Source organism: Flavobacterium sp. ZB4P23 (genome assembly GCF_003970375.1).
Classification (GTDB): domain Bacteria; phylum Bacteroidota; class Bacteroidia; order Flavobacteriales; family Flavobacteriaceae; genus Flavobacterium.
In genome coordinates, this window is sequence record NZ_RYDK01000001.1 from 1 (window position 1) to 19,005 (window position 19,005).

Genomic DNA, 19,005 nt, shown 5'->3' on the forward strand with positions numbered 1-19,005 from the left:
GACTCCATTTAAGGTATCATTTATTAAAACATTGGAGAAAGCTGTTCCTCCGTTGGCACCATTTACAGCAGTTCCAGCATCATCATTAGCGACAATAGCAGCGCATTGCAAAGTTCCGCCACTAGTACTTGCTGTATTGATAAATGCTCCGTATACATTAATATCATTTATTACACTCGCAAGTGACCCTACACTAATTCTGATTTCGTCAAAAGATTGAGTACTCTGAAAACCCACATTATAGATTCCAGGACCAGAGTCATACGGAGGTATCGTCAAAGATAGATTTAACAATAGGGATGCACTTTTAGACTCTCTAAATACACCGTCTAAATAAGTAGAAATAGTTAACGAATTGAACAAATCTAACTGGATCAAACTATTCAAATCTTTTATTGTAAATCCTGCATAACTACCCGCAGGATAAGTAGACAACTGATCTAAAACAGCTATAGAAGCTGGAGCAATTACTCCTGCGGTAACTAAAACCGAAGCAAAATCAGTAGTGTTTGCTGTTAATACACTATTTGTATTGTTAACTGCGCAGGCCACACAAGCCAATCCATCAACACCGGTTTTTCCACTATCAATGATTACAGGAAAAATTGGATTCGTCAATGCGTATGTTTTATTGCATTCTAAGATTACCGGACACAATTTTTGGAAAATAGCACTGTAAACATTCACAACTCCCAGACTCACTGTTGCTGTATTAGTAATAGTAATACGAGCTTCATCAAAAGATTTAGTTGTAACAAAACCAATTGTCTGTAAACTACTTCCCACCAAAAGATTGGTTCCTACCGTAACTAAAGCAGCATTTCCAACTTTAGTTTCCTGAAGAACTCCATTAAGATACGTTCTTATAGTGACTGCGTCGAGTGCATTTACATTCAACAATAAAGGATTCTCTATTGTAAAACCTACAAAAGAACCTATAGGATAATCTTTTACCTGATCTTTTACAGAAATACTACCGCTGTTTCCAACACTTATCGTTAAATTTATTTGAGCAAAATTTGAAGTATTCTGATCTATCAAATTGTCTACATTGTTTATTGAACAAAGTGCACAAACTAAACCATCAATACCTGTATTTATACCATTAATATAAACTGGATAAGTAGGAGCTAACATCGCTGTTTGTGTATTACAAACCAAATCAGGCCCAGCACAGAAATTTTCAAAAACAGCACTATAAACTCTTGTTGAACCTAAATTCAGAGACAATGTCTGGTTAATGGAAAGCTGAACTTCATCAAATGATTTTGTTGAAACAAAACCCACTTTATACCGACCAGGATTGTTTAATAAAGAGCCATTGACTACCAAATTATTACCCAAAAAAGATTCTTGCTGAACTCCATTAAGGTATGTAATTATTGAAATATTCCCTAAGGCTGAAACATTCAGCAAATTAGAGTTTTCTATTTCAAAGCCAGCATAAGTACCCGCGGAATAATCCGTTAGTTGATCTTTTACAGCAATACTTCCCGAAGCAGCGACACCAGCTGTTAAAGTTATTGTAGCATAATCATTTGTATTAGCGCTAATGACATTCGAAGCATCGTAAATAGTACCTAAACTTATGCCTGAAATGCCAGTATGTGACGGTTCTAAACTTACTGGATAAGCTGGAAGATTCATTGCCGATGCGGTATTACAACTTAAAGCCGGACCTGTACAATAGTTTTGGATAACCGGGTAATAAACATCAATAGTATTTAACAAACTAGCCAAACCTTCTACAGAAATTTCAATCGCATCAAAATCTTGAGTTGTATTAAAACCTACTACATAATTATTTCCTGAACCGTTAAGCAATCCTACACCCAAAAGAGAAGAACCCGAAGCTATTTCTTTTAATGTACCGTTCAGATATGTTCTAATTGTAATTGAGCCCAGTAAATTTAAGCTCAATAAATTACCAGTATCAATCCTGTACCCTACATAAGTACCAGCAGAATAATCCGTATCTGTGTCTGTCACTCTATAATTTGCTGAACCTGCTGCACCAATAGTTACAAATGCAGTTGCAAAATTATTCAAGTCTGTATCTATTAACCTAGAAGCATTAGGAACCGCACAAAGCACACACACACCGTTGATACTTGCTGTTGCTAATAGGTTACCGTAAGTGCTATCAATAAAAGGAAGTGGAGTATCTGAATTACATTGAGCTGAGACAATATTTGTTGTTATAGTCTGGCTTACTGAATCACTGCGATTCCCACAGTTGTCGGATGCATCCCAAGTTCTGGTTGTACTGTATAATCCAGGTCGACTGCCAGGTGTTTGAGTGGTAGAAAGTATATTAACTGTGGTTATTCCACAAGTATCAGTTGCAGTTGGCGGACTAAAAACAGGTGTTGTCGGAGAATTAATTGTAATATTTTGACCGGCAGCACTTATTATTGGGGCTACTAAATCTTTTATTGTATATGTATAAGACCAGTTGCGGGTATATGGAGTTTCACTTGGATTACATGTTGTATAATCTACATAAGACCACGTGTAAGTTTTTGTAGTATTACAAATTGAAGATGAATTAGGCTCTTTAATAGTTAGACCTGTAAATATGATATCATTACCGCAATTGTTTTTAAAAGTAGGAGTTGAAGGTAGAATAGCTTCTGCTGCACAACTTACTATTGAACCACCATTCATAAAAGCGGAAACAAAATTAGATCTACCACAGGCATCTGTAACTTTTAGTTGGAGTGCTACGTTCCCAATTACAGAAGGAGCGATGTAGGTTGTTGGGTTTGTTGAAGTGCTTGAAAAAGTCCCACCTCCAATAGCGGACCATTCATAGGTAACCGCCCCCAGATTTCCAGTCACAGTTGCTATTAATGGATACGTTTGACTAGGAGTTAATGCAGTTGGAAAAGAGCTGTTAAGGTTTACATTAATTTGTTGTTTAATTCCAGCCAATAGTACAAAGTTAAAAAATGATCTTTGAGCCGCAATCATAGATTCAGTAGTTCCACTGTTATATTCATGAGCCGCTTGATACATTACCATACCCTTGGTAGCATCACCATAAGTTGGTCCATAAGCTAGAAGAGCAGCCGGATTTTCAGGGAAAGTGTAATTTCTACCAGAGTCCGTATAATTGTTTTGATAAATGGCTACTTTAGTAGTACTTCTCCATAAAGATTCTGCTTTTGGAAGATAGATTCGTTCTGATCCATTTTGTAGTGAAGCATCCATTTTCCCAATAAACTGCATCACCGGATCAGCATTAGCGGATGGATTATAAGTTCCAACAACGATTGGCTTATTGTGATTTGCCCATGGCTCTAGACCTTTTTCCGTAAGAAAATTAAATGGAGTTGTATTCCCCGCACTCACTATGTCTAATGCGCTTACTGCATGACAGCCTACCCAAAGATAGCCGCCATTATGCATATAATTTCTTAGTGCGATAACATACGCCGAAGACCAATTCTGTGGATCAGCATGTGGCAGTACGTAAATATCACCACAACTTGTAAGTTGAGTTGGGTTACTTTGTGTTACATAAGAACTTGATGGAATTCCGGCATTAAGATAATATGGAGTTATTAGGCTACCATTTTCGGTATCTAGTAGTGCCCTTGGCCAGCTGGTAAGTTTATTAAATATGGGTGCAGTGAAGGGTGCTGCAATCGGGCCATCAATAACAACCCCATTTGATCTCCAAGTGGCAATAAGGGTTCCTAAAATAGCGGCATCCTCAGCAGCAATTATAAAAGTTCCCCCTTTATAGGCTTTAGATCCAATTGAAAAATCAGCACCATCTTTAACTTTTGAGGAGTTTATTGACCAGTATACTGGTACATTTTTATCGCGAATCAAAGTGTAAACTAAGCCATAAGGCTTTAAACCTTTGGCAACTGTAGTGTTTTGCCCCATATCAATAATATAAGAGCCTGCATCGAATGTTTTGTTGGGATTAGTTTGAGAATGTATAGGACTTTCAGACATAAAGAAAGCCAATAAAAAAAGAGTAATTTTAGTTTTCATACAATCAAATTTTAATTAATTGAGGAGTATTATTTTGAATTTTAAAAATCAAATTCAAGTCTTAAAGCATAATAATGTTGAAAAACAAAATGATATTAGTAGCCGGCTTGGTCTTCAAAAACAATGTTTTCAAATTTCCAGGAAGCAATTCCACTATCTTTAGACTCTAAACAATTCCAACAAACTATTTGTGCTGTTTTGTCATCTAGAGGTATCATAATGTTAGCCGTAAAAAGATCCCCATTTTTGAAAGTAATGACATAAGTAAGTTTTACATCTTTTTCATTTTCATTCTTAATTTCAAAATATCCAGAATCGCCATTTTCATTTTCACAAGTTCTAAGAAATAGTAAGGATTCCGTTTTGCTTTGACCAAAAGAAATCCAATCTGAACATTTGTTCGAGCTTAAATTTGATGAAATGAACACGATAGTAATTGTATAAAGTAAAATTATTTTCATTTTTTGTTTTTTAAATTCCTAATTTTTGTTTTATCCTTCAGAACTTTTAAATAACATACATTCTGTTTTTGAATGATGTTTTGCTAGCAATTATTTGTATTGTATTTAAATGAAATTTTTCTAGTCCTTTGTTCTGTTAATACACTGAATAGTATTTACAAAGTCAGTCTGACTATTCATTAATGAAGATGAATGATATATTTAGAGTGAAGGACTTTTCAAAAAAATTTGATAAATCTGAGAAGATATTTTTTGGGGTAAAGTATTTTTTTTCATGTAGGTATGAGTGATTATATTCAGGTTTTTTTAAACAGGGCAATGTTTAAAAGAGCTAAATTATAGGTAATACAGCAGGTTTGTTTCTTTTTTCTATAAACTACTTAAAAAGTCGATGAAAGGTAAAATTTTTTAAAAAAAAAAGATAAAAAACGGAAAAGAAAGTTAATTTTTTATAATATAGGGATATAATTATTTGCCATAAAAAGAGGTTTTGTAATTTTTGTTTATAATTTAACCATCTATTTACTAATAGACTGATTTAAGGTAACTTATTTTTTAGACTGTTTACTAAAAACATTTTTACCAACTAAAAAGCACCTTGTAATGATTCTTTTTGATACTAATAACATAGTTTTTAATAAAAAAAATTAAATAATAAACTTAGTTTTTGTAAATTGTATCTGATTATTTAATTTCTTATGTTTAGAGACCCCAAAATTATTTTACATTATGAAAAATTTAATTATAGTACGTCATGCAAAATCAAGTTGGGAGGTATCGTTACACGATAAGGATCGTGCTTTAACAAAGAGAGGCATACAAGATGCGCATCTTGTTTCTTCGGATATTAGCCATTTTATACCCAAAACATATCTAATCTGGACGAGTACAGCCAAAAGAGCAACAGACACTGCGTTAATTTTTGCTCAAAATTTAGCATATCCTATTGACTGTATCATTTACAAAGACGACCTTTATACCTTTGATGAAAAAAAGCTTGAGAAAGCTATTAAATCCTGCAGTAACAGTTTTGAAAATATTATTCTTTTTGGACATAACGGGGCAGTTACAAATTTCGTGAATAAATTTGGAGATGTTTTCGTTGAAAACATTCCTACAACCGGATTTGTATCCTTAGAATTTGATACTAAAAATTGGAAAAAAATAAAAAAAGGTAAAATAAAAAAAATTATATTCCCCAAAGATTTAAGATGAATAAAGTAGTAGCACATAAATATATTGATAGAGAAAAAAGTTGGTTGGCATTCAATGCCAGAGTGCTTCAGGAAGCTGGAGATAATTCAGTTCCGTTACTAGACAGATTGCGGTTTTTAGGTATTTTTTCCAATAATTTAGATGAGTTTTTTAGAGTTCGTTTTGCCGCCATCAGACGATTAAGTTTAACAGGGATAACCGGAGAAAAATATCTTGGGGGTATTTCAGCACAACAATTAGTCAAAGATATCACTGAAATTGTTATCCAGCAGCAATCCGAAAGTTTGCGAATTTTGAGTGTAATTGAATCGGAACTCGAGAAAAAAAATATATTTATCATTACAGAAAATGATATCTCCACACAACAAGAAATTTTTTTGAAGGACTTTTTTATCCAAAAATTAAGTCCTGAATTAGTCACTATTATATTAAATGATTTAGCAGAATTTCCATTGCTAAAAGATACATCCGGATACCTGGCAGTGAAGTTGGTGATGAATCACACCTCAGAGATTCGCTATGCCGTTATCGAAATTCCTAAAACAATTAACCGTTTTGTGGTTTTGCCCTCTGATAATGAAAAACAATATGTAATTCTTATTGATGACGTGATTAGACATAATTTAAGCAGCATCTTTAATATTTTTGATTATAAAAGTGTTTCGGCACACATGATCAAAATTACCAGAGATGCGCAATTGGATATCGATAGTGACTTAAGTAAAAGCATGATCGAAAAGATATCCTTGAGTGTAAAAGACCGAAGAATTGGAGAACCAGTTCGCTTTATTTACGACCAATTGATTGAAAAAGATACCTTACAGTTTTTTCTTGATGAAATGAAAATTGAATCAACAGATAGTATTATTCCAGGAGGGAGATATCATAACAGAAGGGATTATATGAATTTTCCTAATCTTGGGCGATTTGATTTATTGTACAAAACGAATGATCCTTTACCCATTCCTGGGCTAAGTCTCGAAGGAAGTATCTTAGAAAAAATTAGCCAAAGAGATTATTTATTAAATGCTCCTTATCAGTCTTTCTCCTATCTCACACGATTTTTGCGTGAAGCGGCATTAGACCCAAAAGTGACTTCCATTAAAATCACATTGTATCGTTTAGCTAAAAATTCTCAAATTATTAGCTCTCTGATTAATGCTGCTAAAAATGGAAAAAAAGTAACGGTTCAAATCGAATTACAAGCTCGTTTCGATGAAGCTTCAAATATTTCCTATGCTGAACAAATGCAATTAGAAGGTATTGAACTTATTTTTGGAATAAAAGGGCTAAAAGTCCACAGTAAAATATGTGTCATCGAAAGAAATGAAAATGATAAGATAAAACGATATGGTTTTATTTCAACAGGAAATTTCAACGAATCTACCGCCAAAGTCTATACTGATGTGACTCTTTTTACGAGTCACCAACAAATTTTGAAAGATATCATGAAGATCTTTGAGTTTTTTGACATTAACTACAGGGTGAATCGTTACAAACATCTGATTGTTTCGCCTCACTATACAAGAACTCGATTTGTAAAATTAATAGACCGTGAAATTACACATGCATTAGCCGGAAGGAAAACACATATGAAACTAAAAATGAATAGTTTGTCTGATTTTGCAATGATAGATAAGTTATATGAAGCCAGCAGGGCAGGAGTGAAAATTCAACTTGAAGTGAGAGGAATTTGTTCCTTAATACCCGGTATTGCTGGAATGAGCAATAACATAGAGGCCATAAGCATTGTGGATAATTATTTAGAACATTCCAGAGTTTATATTTTTGGAAATGCCGGACAAACCGAAGTTTATATTTCATCCGCAGATTTCATGACTAGAAACTTAGATGACCGTGTCGAAGTAACCTGTCCTATTTATGATCAGGAAATAAAAAATGAATTAATCGATAATTTTGATATCGGATGGAAAGGCAACGTAAAAGCTCGTTTTCATTCCTATAAATTAGATAATAAATACAGAGGACGAAATCATAATCCTGTTTTTAGGGCACAACTAGAGACCTATAAATATTACCAAAATAAGTTAGAACTAGCATCCAAAAAGTAAGTAGTATCATCCCGGTAATCATTTGTTTGATACATTAAATTGAATAATGATTTTTTATAAGGAATAACGAATCCAAGCAAAATGATTAAAATAAAAAAATATGCAGCAATCGATATTGGATCTAATGCCATGCGCTTGCTAATTACAAATATAGTAGAACAAGAAGGCAAAGAGCCACAGTTTAACAAAAGTTCCTTGGTTCGTGTTCCTATTCGTCTTGGGCAAGATGCCTTTACCGTTGGTGAAATTTCAGAAGAAAATATTGAAAGAATGTGTGATGCCATGAAAGCTTTTAATCTTTTGATGAAAGTTCACAAAGTAGAATCCTATAAGGCTTTTGCTACTTCAGCCATGCGCGAAGCCTATAACGGTAAAGAAGTTGTGGCAATAATAAAGAAAAAAGCCGATATAAAAATTGAAATTATTGATGGTAAAAAAGAAGCAGCCATAATTGCTTCTACTGATTTACATCATTTATTAAAGACGGATCAAACCTATCTTTTTGTAGATGTTGGTGGCGGAAGTACGGAGTTTACATTGTTTTCGAATGGAAAAATGAAAAATTCAAGATCCTTCAAAGCCGGAACCGTACGTTTATTAAATGACATGGTTTGCGATGTAGTCTGGGATGAAATAGAAAAATGGATTAAAACAAATACGCAGGAATACGATGAAGTTACCTTAATAGGTTCTGGCGGAAATATTAATAAGCTTTTTAAAATGTCCGGAAAAATACAAGAAAAGCCCTTGTCGTATATTTATATGAATTCACAATACGCTTTCCTGAATTCCCTTAGTTACGAGCAAAGAATATCTGAGCTGGGATTAAATCCGGATCGTGCCGATGTAATTATTCCTGCAACCAGAATCTATCTGAATGCTATGAAATGGAGTGGTGCCAGAAATATTTATGTTCCTAAAATTGGACTTTCAGATGGTATTGTAAAAGCCATGTACTACAATAAAATTTAAGTTTCCAATCTAAATTATGTGTATTATGCATCTAAATCTAATCCAAATGTTGTTCGTAACAGATCAATATTTGGATTTATTTCATGAAGTCTGTTGTAACGGTCTTGGTCATTAAAATTTTTTCTGCTTTGAATACTTTCATTTACAATCACTTCAATTGTAATGTCGTGATTGTGTAAATGCCCTTTTAAATATCCCAAAAGCCCATTTAATTCTTTTTCAAAATCAAGTTTTGATCCTTCATTGGGCAACTCAATTGTGATGGCAGTTCCACTTAATACCGGATCATTAATAAGCAGGAGTGATTCCATAATTCGAAACCCTTTCTCTCCTAAGCGTTGTGCATATTTATTCCAATACAGCAACATTTCAGTCTCGCTAAAAGTTTCTGTAGGCAAATTAAGAACTTCTTTTATTATTCCTTTATTGCTTTCTTCTAAAGCTTTTTTTGCCCGAATACTGGATAACGAAAAAGCTGAAATCTTAGGCTCGTTTCCTGATGGGTTATGGGTTATGGGTTTTGGGCTTTGGGTTTCAGGTTGAACAACTTCAAGTTTAAACTCTTCAGCTGAGTTCTGGGAAACAGTTTCGGATTTGGAAACTGGAACTTGATTTTTGACATTGCCATTTTCATTGCTATTGCCATTGTTTTTTTGAATTTCTACTATAGCGTAATCATTCTTCCTGTAATAAGTAGGTGGAATTATAAATTGGTCAACTTTTTTTTTTCTCCATCAAAAGTGATAGAGGCCAGTTGCATAAGGCAAAGCTCAACAAGAAGTCGTTGATTTTGACTCAGTTTGTACTTTAAATCACAATCATTTGCTATTTCGATTCCTTTCAAGAGAAAATCTTGACTGCAATTTTGTGATTGCACGCCATACATTTGTTGTGCTTGTTCTCCAACTTCTAATAAAGATAAAGTTGCAGGTGTTTTAGAAACCAGTAAATCTCTAAAATGAGAGGCTAATCCGGATACAAAATGGTGTGCATCAAATCCTTTGGCAAGAATTTCGTTGAAAGCGATTAATAATTCCGGAATTTTGTTTTCCAAAATCAAATCTGTTACATTAATATAGGTTTCGTAATCCAACACATTCAAGTTTTCCGTAACGGCCTGACGTGTCAACTCTTTTCCACAAAAAGAAACTACTCGGTCAAAAATAGACAACGCATCTCGCATGGCACCATCAGCTTTTTGAGCAATGATATGCAAAGCGTCATCTTCAAAATTTACGCCTTGACTGGCAGCAACTTCAGCAAGATGTTCTTTGGCATCCTTTACGGTAATTCTTTTGAAATCAAATATCTGACAACGAGAAAGTATCGTTGGAATAATTTTATGTTTTTCGGTCGTTGCTAAAATAAAAATGGCGTGTTTTGGCGGTTCTTCCAATGTTTTCAAGAAAGCATTAAAAGCTGCGGAAGACAACATGTGAACCTCATCAATAATATACACTTTGTATTGTCCCGTTTGTGGCGGGATCCGAACTTGGTCAATCAAATTACGGATATCATCAACAGAGTTGTTTGATGCGGCATCCAATTCAAAAACATTAAAAGCGAAATCTTCATTTGGATCATCGTATCCGGGCTGATTTATTTTTCGAGCCAAAATACGAGCGCATGTCGTTTTGCCAACGCCGCGAGGCCCTGTGAATAATAGGGCAGAAGCCAAGTGATTGCTTTCTATGGCATTCAATAAAGTATTGGTAATGGCTTTTTGTCCTACAACATCTTTAAATGTTTGAGGACGATATTTACGGGCCGATACTACAAATTGTTCCATAGAATTTTATTCGAAAGCAAATATAGGTTTTAATTTAAAGATGGAAAAATTTAAGTATTGAAAGATTTTATAATTTTTCAAATGGTTTTTATTTCCCAAATTCCCTAGCCCAGATAGAAGAGAAAATCAGATTTTTAAGTGTTTTTTTTTAACGGTATTATGTGTTACCTAAAGTTTGGATTGTCCACCGGTTTCGATGCATAATTTTTCTAAAACAACTGCGGCGTCATTATTTGAATTTGCCGAAAAACCAGCTACAAAAACTCCTTTTTTACCAGAATCAGAGCTGATTCCATATACTACTGATTCTTCGTCAGGATCAGTATCCCCTTCGTAGCGGTAGACGTGATTTACTTCAAATTTATGTGGATTAGATTTAATATCATCTTGATGAATATTAAAATCATAGGTAAAACCTTTTTCTTTTAGATCTTCTAAGGCTTCTATTACGGTGGTATAATGGTACATTGGTTTCATGATTAATGAAAGATTTATTGTTATTTATAAAGGTAACTAATTTATTATTAAGTCATTGCGAAAAGGATGTTAAAGTAAATAATCTAAAATGGCGATACATGAAAAAATATTGTAATTTTGCACCGCAGACCGCCTTATCGCTGTTTTGAGCAATCAAAAGAGAGGAAAGTCCGGACACCAAAGGGAAGCATAGCGGGTAACACCCGTCGGTTCAAGTAATTGGATTAGGACAAGTGCAACAGAAAGTATGTACAGGTAATGCTGTAGTGAAACCAGGTAAACTCTATGCGGTGAAATATCAAGTATATCAGCATTTAAGGGCTTCTCGTCCGTTGTTGAAGGGTAGATAGCTTGAGTCCCGCAGTAATGCGGGATCTAGATAAATGATAAGGCTCTACTTGATTAGAGACAGAATCCGGCTTATAGGTCTGCATTTTTTTAAAAGATTTGATAAAATTTAGGATTGTGAAATCTAAAAGGAAACCATTAAGATATTAGTTTTCATTAAGTTCCACGGCTTAATTTTCTAAATTCCTTAATGGTTTACTTTTTTAAATAGTGCTTATGATAACACGAATTGGAATTTTAGGATTAGGTGGAGTAGGCGGTTATTTCGGAGGATTATTAGCCAAAGCTTATTCTGAGTCGGATGCAATCGAAATTGTCTTTATTGCTCGTGGCGAAACCCAAAAAGCAATAGCCCAAAAAGGATTGAAAATTATTTTAGAGGAGAGTGAAACCATTGTTTTTCCTAGTTTAGTTTCTAACGATCCAGAAGAAATTGGGGAGCTGGATTACCTTATTTGCGCCACTAAAACCTATGATATCGAAAAAAGTTTTGAATCTATAAAAAACTGTATCACTCCAGATACGATAATTCTTCCTTTATATAATGGCGTTGATGCCACGGCACGCATACAAATACTATTTCCTGAAAATAATGTATTACAGGGTTGTGTGTATATTGTTTCGATGATTGTTGCTCCCGGTGCGATCAAAAAAATTGGTGCTTATGAAAAATTATTCTTTGGTTCAAAAAATGCTCCGGTTTCTAAGTTAATAGAATTACAATCTATCTTCGAAAAAGCAAATATCGAAAGTTATCTTGTTGAAAATATAGAAGAAACGATTTGGGAAAAGTTTATTTTTATTTCAGCTCTGGCTTCAGCAACTTCATGTTTGAACCAAAACATTGGAGGAATTTTAAATAATCCTGAAAATAAGGCAGTTTATAGCTCATTATTAAACGAGATTTCTGCTGTTGCTTTAGCAAAAGGATTAGCGATGCCAATTGACATTGTTGCTCAAACTATTGCTAAATTAGAGAAGTCCCCACAAGACAATACATCATCCATGCACAGAGATCTATTAGCAGGTAATAAAACGGAAGTGGGTTCCTTGACAGAATATGTAGTTAATGAAGGTTTGAAATTCGGGGTTGATACTCCAATATATAAGCAAATATTGGAGCAATTGTCTTAAAATTGTTTCCGGAATTATTCTTCGTCACTATCGTTTTGGTCTGATTCATTTTCAGAATCTTCCTCGCCAGAGCCAATTTCGAAGAAACTAAAAATGGAACCACCATAACTTTTTTTAAATGAAAAGTGAATCATGTGATCCAGTTTGGTATATTTAGAATGTTCAATTACCATCATTCCCTCTTCATTGAGCAGTTCTTTTTCAAAAATCAATGAAATAATTTTTTCAAAAGTATTCTGGTCTAATGCATAAGGTGGATCTGCAAAAATGATATCGTACGAAGTTTTACACCGTTCTAAATAGGTAAAAACATCACTTTTTGTAGCAGCTATATTAAAATCATATTCGGTTGCCACTTGTTTGATGAATTTTACACAACCAAAATCCGCATCGACAGAGGTAATTGGGGTGCTGCCACGAGAGGCAAACTCGAAACTGATATTCCCGGTTCCAGAGAATAAATCTAATATTTTTAGTCCTTCAAAACTGAAATGGTTGTTCAAAACATTGAATAATGCTTCTTTAGACATATCGGTAGTGGGACGAACTGGGAGTCCTTTTGGCGGAAAAATGCGTCTTCCTTTGTATTTTCCTGAAATGATTCTCATGAGTTGAAAAGTATAAAATGATTTCTGTTTTCGGCCTCAGAAAAATAATTGTTCCATCGCAAATCTTCCACATCAATTAGGGAAACATTGCGAATGTATTGGTAAGCTATTTTGAAAAAAGCACTCTCGGTTTCAATTTTCCCTATCATTTCCAGTTGAAAGTTCTCTGGATTTAAATTCAATTGTTCGGCTGTAAATAAGATGTAATACATAAAATCTTCAGGTGTGCTGTATTCAAAAGAATTGAAAAGCAATAATTTTTGGTTTTGAACCACAATGATTTCAAAATGACCTGAATTGAAATGAATAAACATCTTTTTTTGGTCAATGTTTTTGGAGGCAACCAAAAGTTTCGAAACTAAAATACTATTGGCGTGTTTATAATCAAAAGAGCCAAACTGATCAATAAAAAAATTATTGATATTCACGTACGGAATATAGACGGCATTCATTTGATTATTTGGTATTTCATCAAACGCAAAAAAATCAGTTTCAAAAACCTTTGTATTATATTGTAAGTAACTTCCTATAAAGTTTTCATCAAAAAGTGCTGTAGGTACAAACGTAGAAAGATTGTTGTTGTGGATCACCAGAACGGCGTCATAGGTATCCTTTAATTCTGGATAATTCTGAAAGGCATTGGCAAACAAATCTTCAATTTTGGTAGTGGTGTCAAATGGATCAAAATGTATCTCATTGAATGAAATAACAGTGTTGTTCAGCATATCAAATGTACAAAAAGAAAGTCCCTTCAATGAAACTTGAATGGAAAGTTTTTTATAATTTTTTTCGACTATGTTCATAATAAGATTACTTTTTCTAAACAACGCAAACTTACAAATTTTAAAATCAATAACAATATCAATTGCAATGTCAATAGCCAAAATCAATAGTAATAATTGAAAATTGAAATTGCTATTGACATTGAAATTGAAAAAACATTCTCTACCTTGCATGTAAATTATACCAAATGAATTCCTCCTCTTTTTATAGTCTTTTACAAAAAAAATTTCCTTTTCAACCGACACACAAACAGGATATTTTTTTTCAAAAAATAGCTATTTTTTTAACGGACACGCATAACGATACCATTTTTGTTTTAAAAGGATATGCGGGAACCGGAAAAACTACCGTAATAGCTACGATTGTAAATAGTTTAGTAGAAATCAATAAAAAGTATGTTTTATTAGCGCCAACAGGGCGTGCGGCAAAAGTGATTGCTAATTATTCCGATAAACCGGCTTTTACAATTCATAAAAAAATCTATTTTCCTAAGAAATCTTCCGGAGGTGGCGTCTCATTTACTTTGCAACAAAACAAACACACCAACACGATTTTTATTGTTGATGAAGCTTCGATGATTTCGGACACCAATTCCGATTCTAAGCTTTATGAAAATGGTTCTCTACTGGATGATTTGATTTCCTATGTGTATTCAGGCACGAATTGCAAAATGATTTTACTGGGAGATTCGGCTCAATTGCCGCCGGTAAATTTAGATATCAGTCCCGCATTAGACATTCAAACATTAAGTATTAACTACGATAAAGAAGTCGAATATATTGAGTTGGACGAAGTGATGCGTCAGGAAGAAAATTCGGGAATTTTGCACAATGCCACGGAACTTCGAGAACTATTGAAGGATTCTTTTATAACTGAATTCAAATTTGATGTCAAAAAATTCAAAGATATTGTGCGCCTAACTGATGGCTATGATATTCAGGACGCCATTAATTCTGCCTACAGTAATTATAGCATTGAAGATACTGCTTTTATTGTTCGTTCCAATAAAAGAGCGAATCAATATAATGAACAAATCCGAACCAAAATCCTCGATAAAGAAAGTGAACTTTCTACAGGTGATTTCCTGATGGTGGTGAAAAATAATTATTTCTGGTTAAAAGATTCTGATGAAGCAGGTTTTATTGCCAATGGTGATATTATCGAAGTCTTGGAAATTTTCAATATCAAAGAATTGTATGGTTTTAAGTTTGCCAAAGTAAAAATCAGAATGATTGATTATCCCAATCAGATTCCGTTTGAAACAGTATTGTTATTGGACACCATAAAAAGCGAATCGCCATCATTAACCTATGAAGAGTCCAACCGATTGTATCAGGAAGTGCTGAAAGATTACGAAGGTCAAACAAAATTCAATCAGTTCCAAAAAGTAAAAGCCAACGAATATTTCAACGGCTTACAAGTAAAATTCTCGTATGCCATAACCTGTCATAAATCACAAGGCGGGCAATGGAATACCGTTTTTATAGAACAACCGTATTTGCCGGACGGCATCAATAGAGATTATATTCGGTGGTTGTATACCGCAATGACCCGAGCCAAAAACAAATTATATTTGATCGGATTTAAAGATGAAAATTTTGTGGAGTAAATCTAAAAATAACCGCAAATTCGCAAATTTTTCTATTTAATTTTTAATATATAATTTGCGGATTTGCGGTAAAAAAAATAGCTATGAACACACTAAACGACTTGCTTAAAATTTCAGGCTCTTTTTTGAATACGAGTTATTGGGGATTCTTCTCGTATGACGCCGGTAAATATTATGTAGATCTACTTATTTTGTTTTTTCGAGTACAAATTCCAAAGTATCTACAAAAGCACCATCGATACCATTATCGATTTCAAAATTCTGGTAGGAGGGACTTGCCTTCATCTGTAAATTTTCCAATTGAAGTGAATCCATTTTCGCAACATATTGTCCCGATTTTAAACCCAAATAACTAAAATAACCATCGGGTTCCGAAAGAATACTGGCGATTAATGTATCGTGTAAATCATAGATAGCGACTTTTAAGCCTCCAGTTCCCAGAAGTTGCTCATTTTCTTTTCGATACACCATTCCGGAAACTTCTCCCACAACCACAACCGGAATTTCAATTATTTTTAATTGATTGGGATTTAGTATACAATTTAAAGTTTTGTTATTTATGCGCCAAGCAATAGAATTAACTTTGGCGGTATTAAGTTCCACATAATTATTAATATAGGGTTCTAATCCGGTTATTATGGTGGTTCCATCGGGATTAACGAGCTGACGGTCACCGCCCATTACTATGATCTGGACTCCTTTTACCAGAGGTTCTTTGGCCTCTTTTTTTCCATTTCCATTGATATCTAAAAACGGAACAAATTTTACACTCGCTCTGCCCACACTTATTTGGTTATTAAAACGCACAAAATTAGCTTGGGGTTCGAAGATTAAGCTTCCGCTGGCAGATTGTGAAAAAGAAGCACTATTTTTATAAAAAACACTTGAAAATCCAGTATTGATATGATCGAAATTATGTGTAAAACTAATTTGAAAACTACTGTTTTGATTCTTAAAATTATAATCTAAAGAGGCTTGAATATAGCCTTTTTTAAAAATTGGCTTTCTCAATTGTGTTTGCAATGTCGTCATGGCATTGGCATCATATCCATAGCGCAATTGGGGAACAAGGACAAATCTTTTAGGAAGTTGGAATGAGGTAGAAATATTGCTGTATACCAATGGTTTTTGGTTTTTGGTAAAAAAGGCATTGGTGGTAAAATTAAAATTAAATCCAAATGAATTTCCCGAGAGTAAAAATTCAGAAGTGGTAAATTTAGTGGTACTAAATAGGTTTTCTTGAATGGTAAATCGGGAAGTTCCCGAAAAAAAAGAACTGCGATGCGGCATGGAAATACTTGCTTTCCGCATTTCGGAATAATTGAATCGAACGGCTTGTTGGTTCTTATCGTATTTGCTATAATCAAAGTCAAAACGAAGGTTTTTGGGTGTCGTATAATTCAAATTGAGATCATACAGCACTTTTGAATAATAGCTTGCCGTAAGAAATAATTGAGACGAGAGTCGAAAGGATGAATTCAAAAACGGAATACTTTTATTCGATTCTAAAGAGGAAATATATTCTATTCCACCTCCCAAAGTGACGTGATTAGAAAGTCCATAATTTACTTTTGCACTGGTAAAAATACTGCCTTTGCTATCCTCAATAATCCCGGAACTGATCGTGTATTCTACCTCCTTTTTTGGAAGGAAAAGAGCAGGAACTACAAATTGATTGCTAAATAACTGCTCTTCGCCCCAAGGTCCATAATATCGGAGTGTAACTTCGGTACGACCGTACATTAAAGGAACGTTGAACGAAAAGAAACCGTTGGCATCTGCCTGAAGATAATCGATTAATACATTGTTGATGTAGAGTTCCACCGTCCAATTGGCCTGGGTATGATCGCTCAAGATATACGTGCCAAAAGATTTTCTGATTTGGGTAGAGGCATTCGTGATCTGAGCTCCGATAATGGGAAACAAAATTGTCGCTTTGGAAGGAGCTGAAATTTTTCCTAAAGTGAACTGCTTAATATATTTGTTTTCATTGTTCACATAGCGCCATCGATAAAACTGGTTTTTGGCCACTATGGGTTGGTTGCTGGTGTAATTTAGCAAAGTGGTCAATTCACCTCCAGCTACAATGCCGCCTAAATTGAGGAGTAATCGTTCTGAATGACTTCCTTCAGATTGTTGTATGGTATTAACAGCCCAATTAGCTGTTCCAAAATGAAGTAGTGGTTTGTCACGTACGATAGTTGTGTCCGCTTTAAATTCCATTTTCATTTTGTTGATGTTATCGCGCATTTCTAGCAATCGGGCTTCTCTAATGGCGGGAAGTTCGAGTTTTGAGACCATTTCAACGGATAAACTCCTAAAGCTAAAATTATTTTCGAGCCCAAATATTTGATTGAAATAAGAAGCGTTTAAAAATAAATTTGTTTTGGTACGAATAAAATCGCTTGATTTCAGGGTGTAAACTTCCTCTTTGTAGCTAATGGTGTTGGTGTTTTGGTCAATTTTGAAGGTGTTATTTTGATTAATAAAAAAACCTTCAATAGTAGTAAAATTAGAATTGGGTATATTTCGTATTTTAATATAATCCAAAACTTCGGATACCGAAAGATAGACTTTAGATCCGCATATTACCGAGGAAATTTCGGTGGCACCAATGTATTTTACCTGAAGCAGCACTAAAACTTCATCGCAATCTTCCTCTTGTGCAGTAGCAGAAAAGGCTATCATGGAGAAAAGGAATAGAGATATGATGTTGTACAATTTAGTCATAAAGAACGAAGAGTAGCAAGTACTTTTGCTAAAGGGAATTATTTTTTTAGAGAACTGCCTGAGTTGCGTCTATGAATATTAATTAGAATTTGTTTGATCAGTAGTGTTTTGAATTCGGATTTTTTCTAAACTAGCTGTCAAAGTTCTTGTGAAGATGTCAAGTTCAGTAACAGAATCTTTTAAATAGATACTTAAACTTTCTAACTCTTCTTTTGATATAGCTTTAGAATCAATATGATTTGTCAAACCTTGCATTCTAGAAATAGGACTTCGAACTTGATGGGAAACTTGAAAAAGCATTTCAGTAATGGATTTTAGGTATTTCTGTTTTTCTGTATCTTTTTGTAACAAGATATCTTTGTATCGTAGAATAATAAAGCACGATATCCAGATAGAAAGAATGGATAAGAATTTGTTAGTAAAAACACTATAATACATTTCGATATGGTAGTAATCAATGGTATCAATAAGTGTTAAAATAGTGCATATTATGGCAAGCTTTATTATTTTATCTTTGTCTAAAGTATATGAAATAACTAAAGGAATTATATACAAAACAGCTATTGCTACTCCTAGAGGTACTTTTAAGTCTAATACGAATATAATTAGAACGATACTTGTTATAAGAATTTTTGGCATTATTAATTTTCTGTTCTATTAAATAATATATAAATCAAAAGGTTTATCTGTAATATAATTCTTTTGCGATTGCACTTATCTCATTATCATGCTTTGTTTTAGAAAAAAACGATGTCTTTCACGGCGTAATTTATCTGAAAATATTTTGATGTTTTGGTAT

At 33.8% G+C, this 19,005-nt stretch carries 14 protein-coding genes and 1 other RNA gene; 6 read left to right on the forward strand and 9 right to left on the reverse strand.

Annotated elements, in window-relative coordinates; translation table 11 throughout:
- A partial coding sequence (locus EKL99_RS00005) for a hypothetical protein (RefSeq protein ID WP_197037184.1) occupies positions 1–4,008 on the reverse strand: 4,008 nt, incomplete at its 3' end.
- Between the two features lie 95 nt (positions 4,009–4,103).
- A complete protein-coding gene (locus EKL99_RS00010; RefSeq protein WP_126459218.1) occupies positions 4,104–4,469 on the reverse strand; it encodes a hypothetical protein in 366 nt (121 codons plus the stop codon).
- Between the two features lie 729 nt (positions 4,470–5,198).
- Between EKL99_RS00010 and EKL99_RS00015 the strand changes: the two genes are divergently transcribed.
- From EKL99_RS00015 to EKL99_RS00025, 3 genes are all read left to right on the forward strand, one after another.
- Entirely contained in the window at positions 5,199–5,684 is a 486-nt protein-coding gene (locus EKL99_RS00015; protein WP_126576145.1) for a histidine phosphatase family protein, read from the forward strand.
- Positions 5,681–7,756 (forward strand): polyphosphate kinase 1, encoded by a 2,076-nt coding sequence (ppk1, locus tag EKL99_RS00020; RefSeq protein ID WP_126459224.1) that lies wholly within the window; start codon positions 5,681–5,683, stop codon positions 7,754–7,756. The genes EKL99_RS00015 and ppk1 overlap by 4 nt, the downstream gene beginning before the upstream one ends.
- A gap of 81 nt (positions 7,757–7,837) precedes the next feature.
- Entirely contained in the window at positions 7,838–8,728 is an 891-nt protein-coding gene (locus EKL99_RS00025) for a Ppx/GppA phosphatase family protein (protein WP_126553444.1), read from the forward strand.
- 23 nt (positions 8,729–8,751) lie between these two features.
- On the opposite strand, the gene EKL99_RS00030 is transcribed toward EKL99_RS00025, so the two are convergent.
- From EKL99_RS00030 to EKL99_RS00040, 3 genes are all read right to left on the reverse strand, one after another.
- Positions 8,752–9,126, reverse strand: coding sequence for a DNA polymerase III (locus EKL99_RS00030; RefSeq protein ID WP_231507343.1), 375 nt, complete (start codon positions 9,124–9,126; stop codon positions 8,752–8,754).
- A gap of 305 nt (positions 9,127–9,431) precedes the next feature.
- Complete coding sequence (gene dnaX, locus EKL99_RS00035) at positions 9,432–10,517, reverse strand: DNA polymerase III subunit gamma/tau (protein ID WP_126451676.1); 1,086 nt, start codon at positions 10,515–10,517, stop codon at positions 9,432–9,434.
- Between the two features lie 168 nt (positions 10,518–10,685).
- Entirely contained in the window at positions 10,686–10,994 is a 309-nt protein-coding gene (locus tag EKL99_RS00040; RefSeq protein WP_126459229.1) for a hypothetical protein, read from the reverse strand.
- A 121-nt stretch (positions 10,995–11,115) separates the two neighbouring features.
- On the opposite strand from EKL99_RS00040, the gene rnpB reads away from it, so the two are divergent.
- An RNA gene (rnpB, locus tag EKL99_RS00045) (RNase P RNA component class A) lies at positions 11,116–11,433 on the forward strand.
- 125 nt (positions 11,434–11,558) lie between these two features.
- Positions 11,559–12,476, forward strand: a complete 918-nt coding sequence (locus tag EKL99_RS00050; RefSeq protein WP_126459232.1) for a ketopantoate reductase family protein — start codon at positions 11,559–11,561, stop codon at positions 12,474–12,476.
- 14 nt (positions 12,477–12,490) lie between these two features.
- Here EKL99_RS00050 and EKL99_RS00055 read toward each other — a convergent pair whose 3' ends face one another.
- Both EKL99_RS00055 and EKL99_RS00060 read right to left on the reverse strand, forming a co-directional pair.
- Positions 12,491–13,084 carry an RsmD family RNA methyltransferase gene (locus tag EKL99_RS00055; RefSeq protein WP_126576146.1) on the reverse strand — a complete coding sequence of 198 codons (594 nt, stop codon included), beginning with the start codon at positions 13,082–13,084 and terminating at the stop codon, positions 12,491–12,493.
- Positions 13,081–13,887, reverse strand: a complete 807-nt coding sequence (locus EKL99_RS00060; RefSeq protein WP_126576147.1) for a DUF3822 family protein — start codon at positions 13,885–13,887, stop codon at positions 13,081–13,083. The genes EKL99_RS00055 and EKL99_RS00060 overlap by 4 nt, the downstream gene beginning before the upstream one ends.
- Before the next feature lie 167 nt (positions 13,888–14,054).
- Between EKL99_RS00060 and EKL99_RS00065 the strand changes: the two genes are divergently transcribed.
- Positions 14,055–15,476: an ATP-dependent RecD-like DNA helicase gene (locus EKL99_RS00065; protein ID WP_126459238.1), complete on the forward strand. Its 1,422-nt coding sequence runs from the start codon at positions 14,055–14,057 to the stop codon at positions 15,474–15,476.
- Positions 15,477–15,662: 186 nt separating this feature from the next.
- Here the strand turns inward: EKL99_RS00065 and EKL99_RS00070 are convergent, their stop codons facing one another.
- Positions 15,663–18,164, reverse strand: a complete 2,502-nt coding sequence (locus EKL99_RS00070; RefSeq protein WP_126576148.1) for a hypothetical protein — start codon at positions 18,162–18,164, stop codon at positions 15,663–15,665.
- A gap of 120 nt (positions 18,165–18,284) precedes the next feature.
- Positions 18,285–18,845 carry a hypothetical protein gene (locus EKL99_RS00075; RefSeq protein ID WP_126576149.1) on the reverse strand — a complete coding sequence of 187 codons (561 nt, stop codon included), beginning with the start codon at positions 18,843–18,845 and terminating at the stop codon, positions 18,285–18,287.
- Positions 18,846–19,005 lie beyond the last annotated feature (160 nt).

Bases quoted from the DNA above. Each gene is read 5' to 3' on its own strand.
- EKL99_RS00010 (WP_126459218.1), bottom strand. From the start codon at position 4,469: ATGAAAATAATTTTACTTTATACAATTACTATCGTGTTCATTTCATCA.
- EKL99_RS00015 (WP_126576145.1), top strand. From the start codon at position 5,199: ATGAAAAATTTAATTATAGTACGTCATGCAAAATCAAGTTGGGAGGTA.
- ppk1 (WP_126459224.1), top strand. From the start codon at position 5,681: ATGAATAAAGTAGTAGCACATAAATATATTGATAGAGAAAAAAGTTGG.
- EKL99_RS00025 (WP_126553444.1), top strand. From the start codon at position 7,838: ATGATTAAAATAAAAAAATATGCAGCAATCGATATTGGATCTAATGCC.
- dnaX (WP_126451676.1), bottom strand. From the start codon at position 10,517: ATGGAACAATTTGTAGTATCGGCCCGTAAATATCGTCCTCAAACATTT.
- EKL99_RS00040 (WP_126459229.1), bottom strand. From the start codon at position 10,994: ATGAAACCAATGTACCATTATACCACCGTAATAGAAGCCTTAGAAGAT.
- EKL99_RS00050 (WP_126459232.1), top strand. From the start codon at position 11,559: ATGATAACACGAATTGGAATTTTAGGATTAGGTGGAGTAGGCGGTTAT.
- EKL99_RS00055 (WP_126576146.1), bottom strand. From the start codon at position 13,084: ATGAGAATCATTTCAGGAAAATACAAAGGAAGACGCATTTTTCCGCCA.
- EKL99_RS00060 (WP_126576147.1), bottom strand. From the start codon at position 13,887: ATGAACATAGTCGAAAAAAATTATAAAAAACTTTCCATTCAAGTTTCA.
- EKL99_RS00065 (WP_126459238.1), top strand. From the start codon at position 14,055: ATGAATTCCTCCTCTTTTTATAGTCTTTTACAAAAAAAATTTCCTTTT.
- EKL99_RS00070 (WP_126576148.1), bottom strand. From the start codon at position 18,164: ATGATAGCCTTTTCTGCTACTGCACAAGAGGAAGATTGCGATGAAGTT.
- EKL99_RS00075 (WP_126576149.1), bottom strand. From the start codon at position 18,845: ATGCCAAAAATTCTTATAACAAGTATCGTTCTAATTATATTCGTATTA.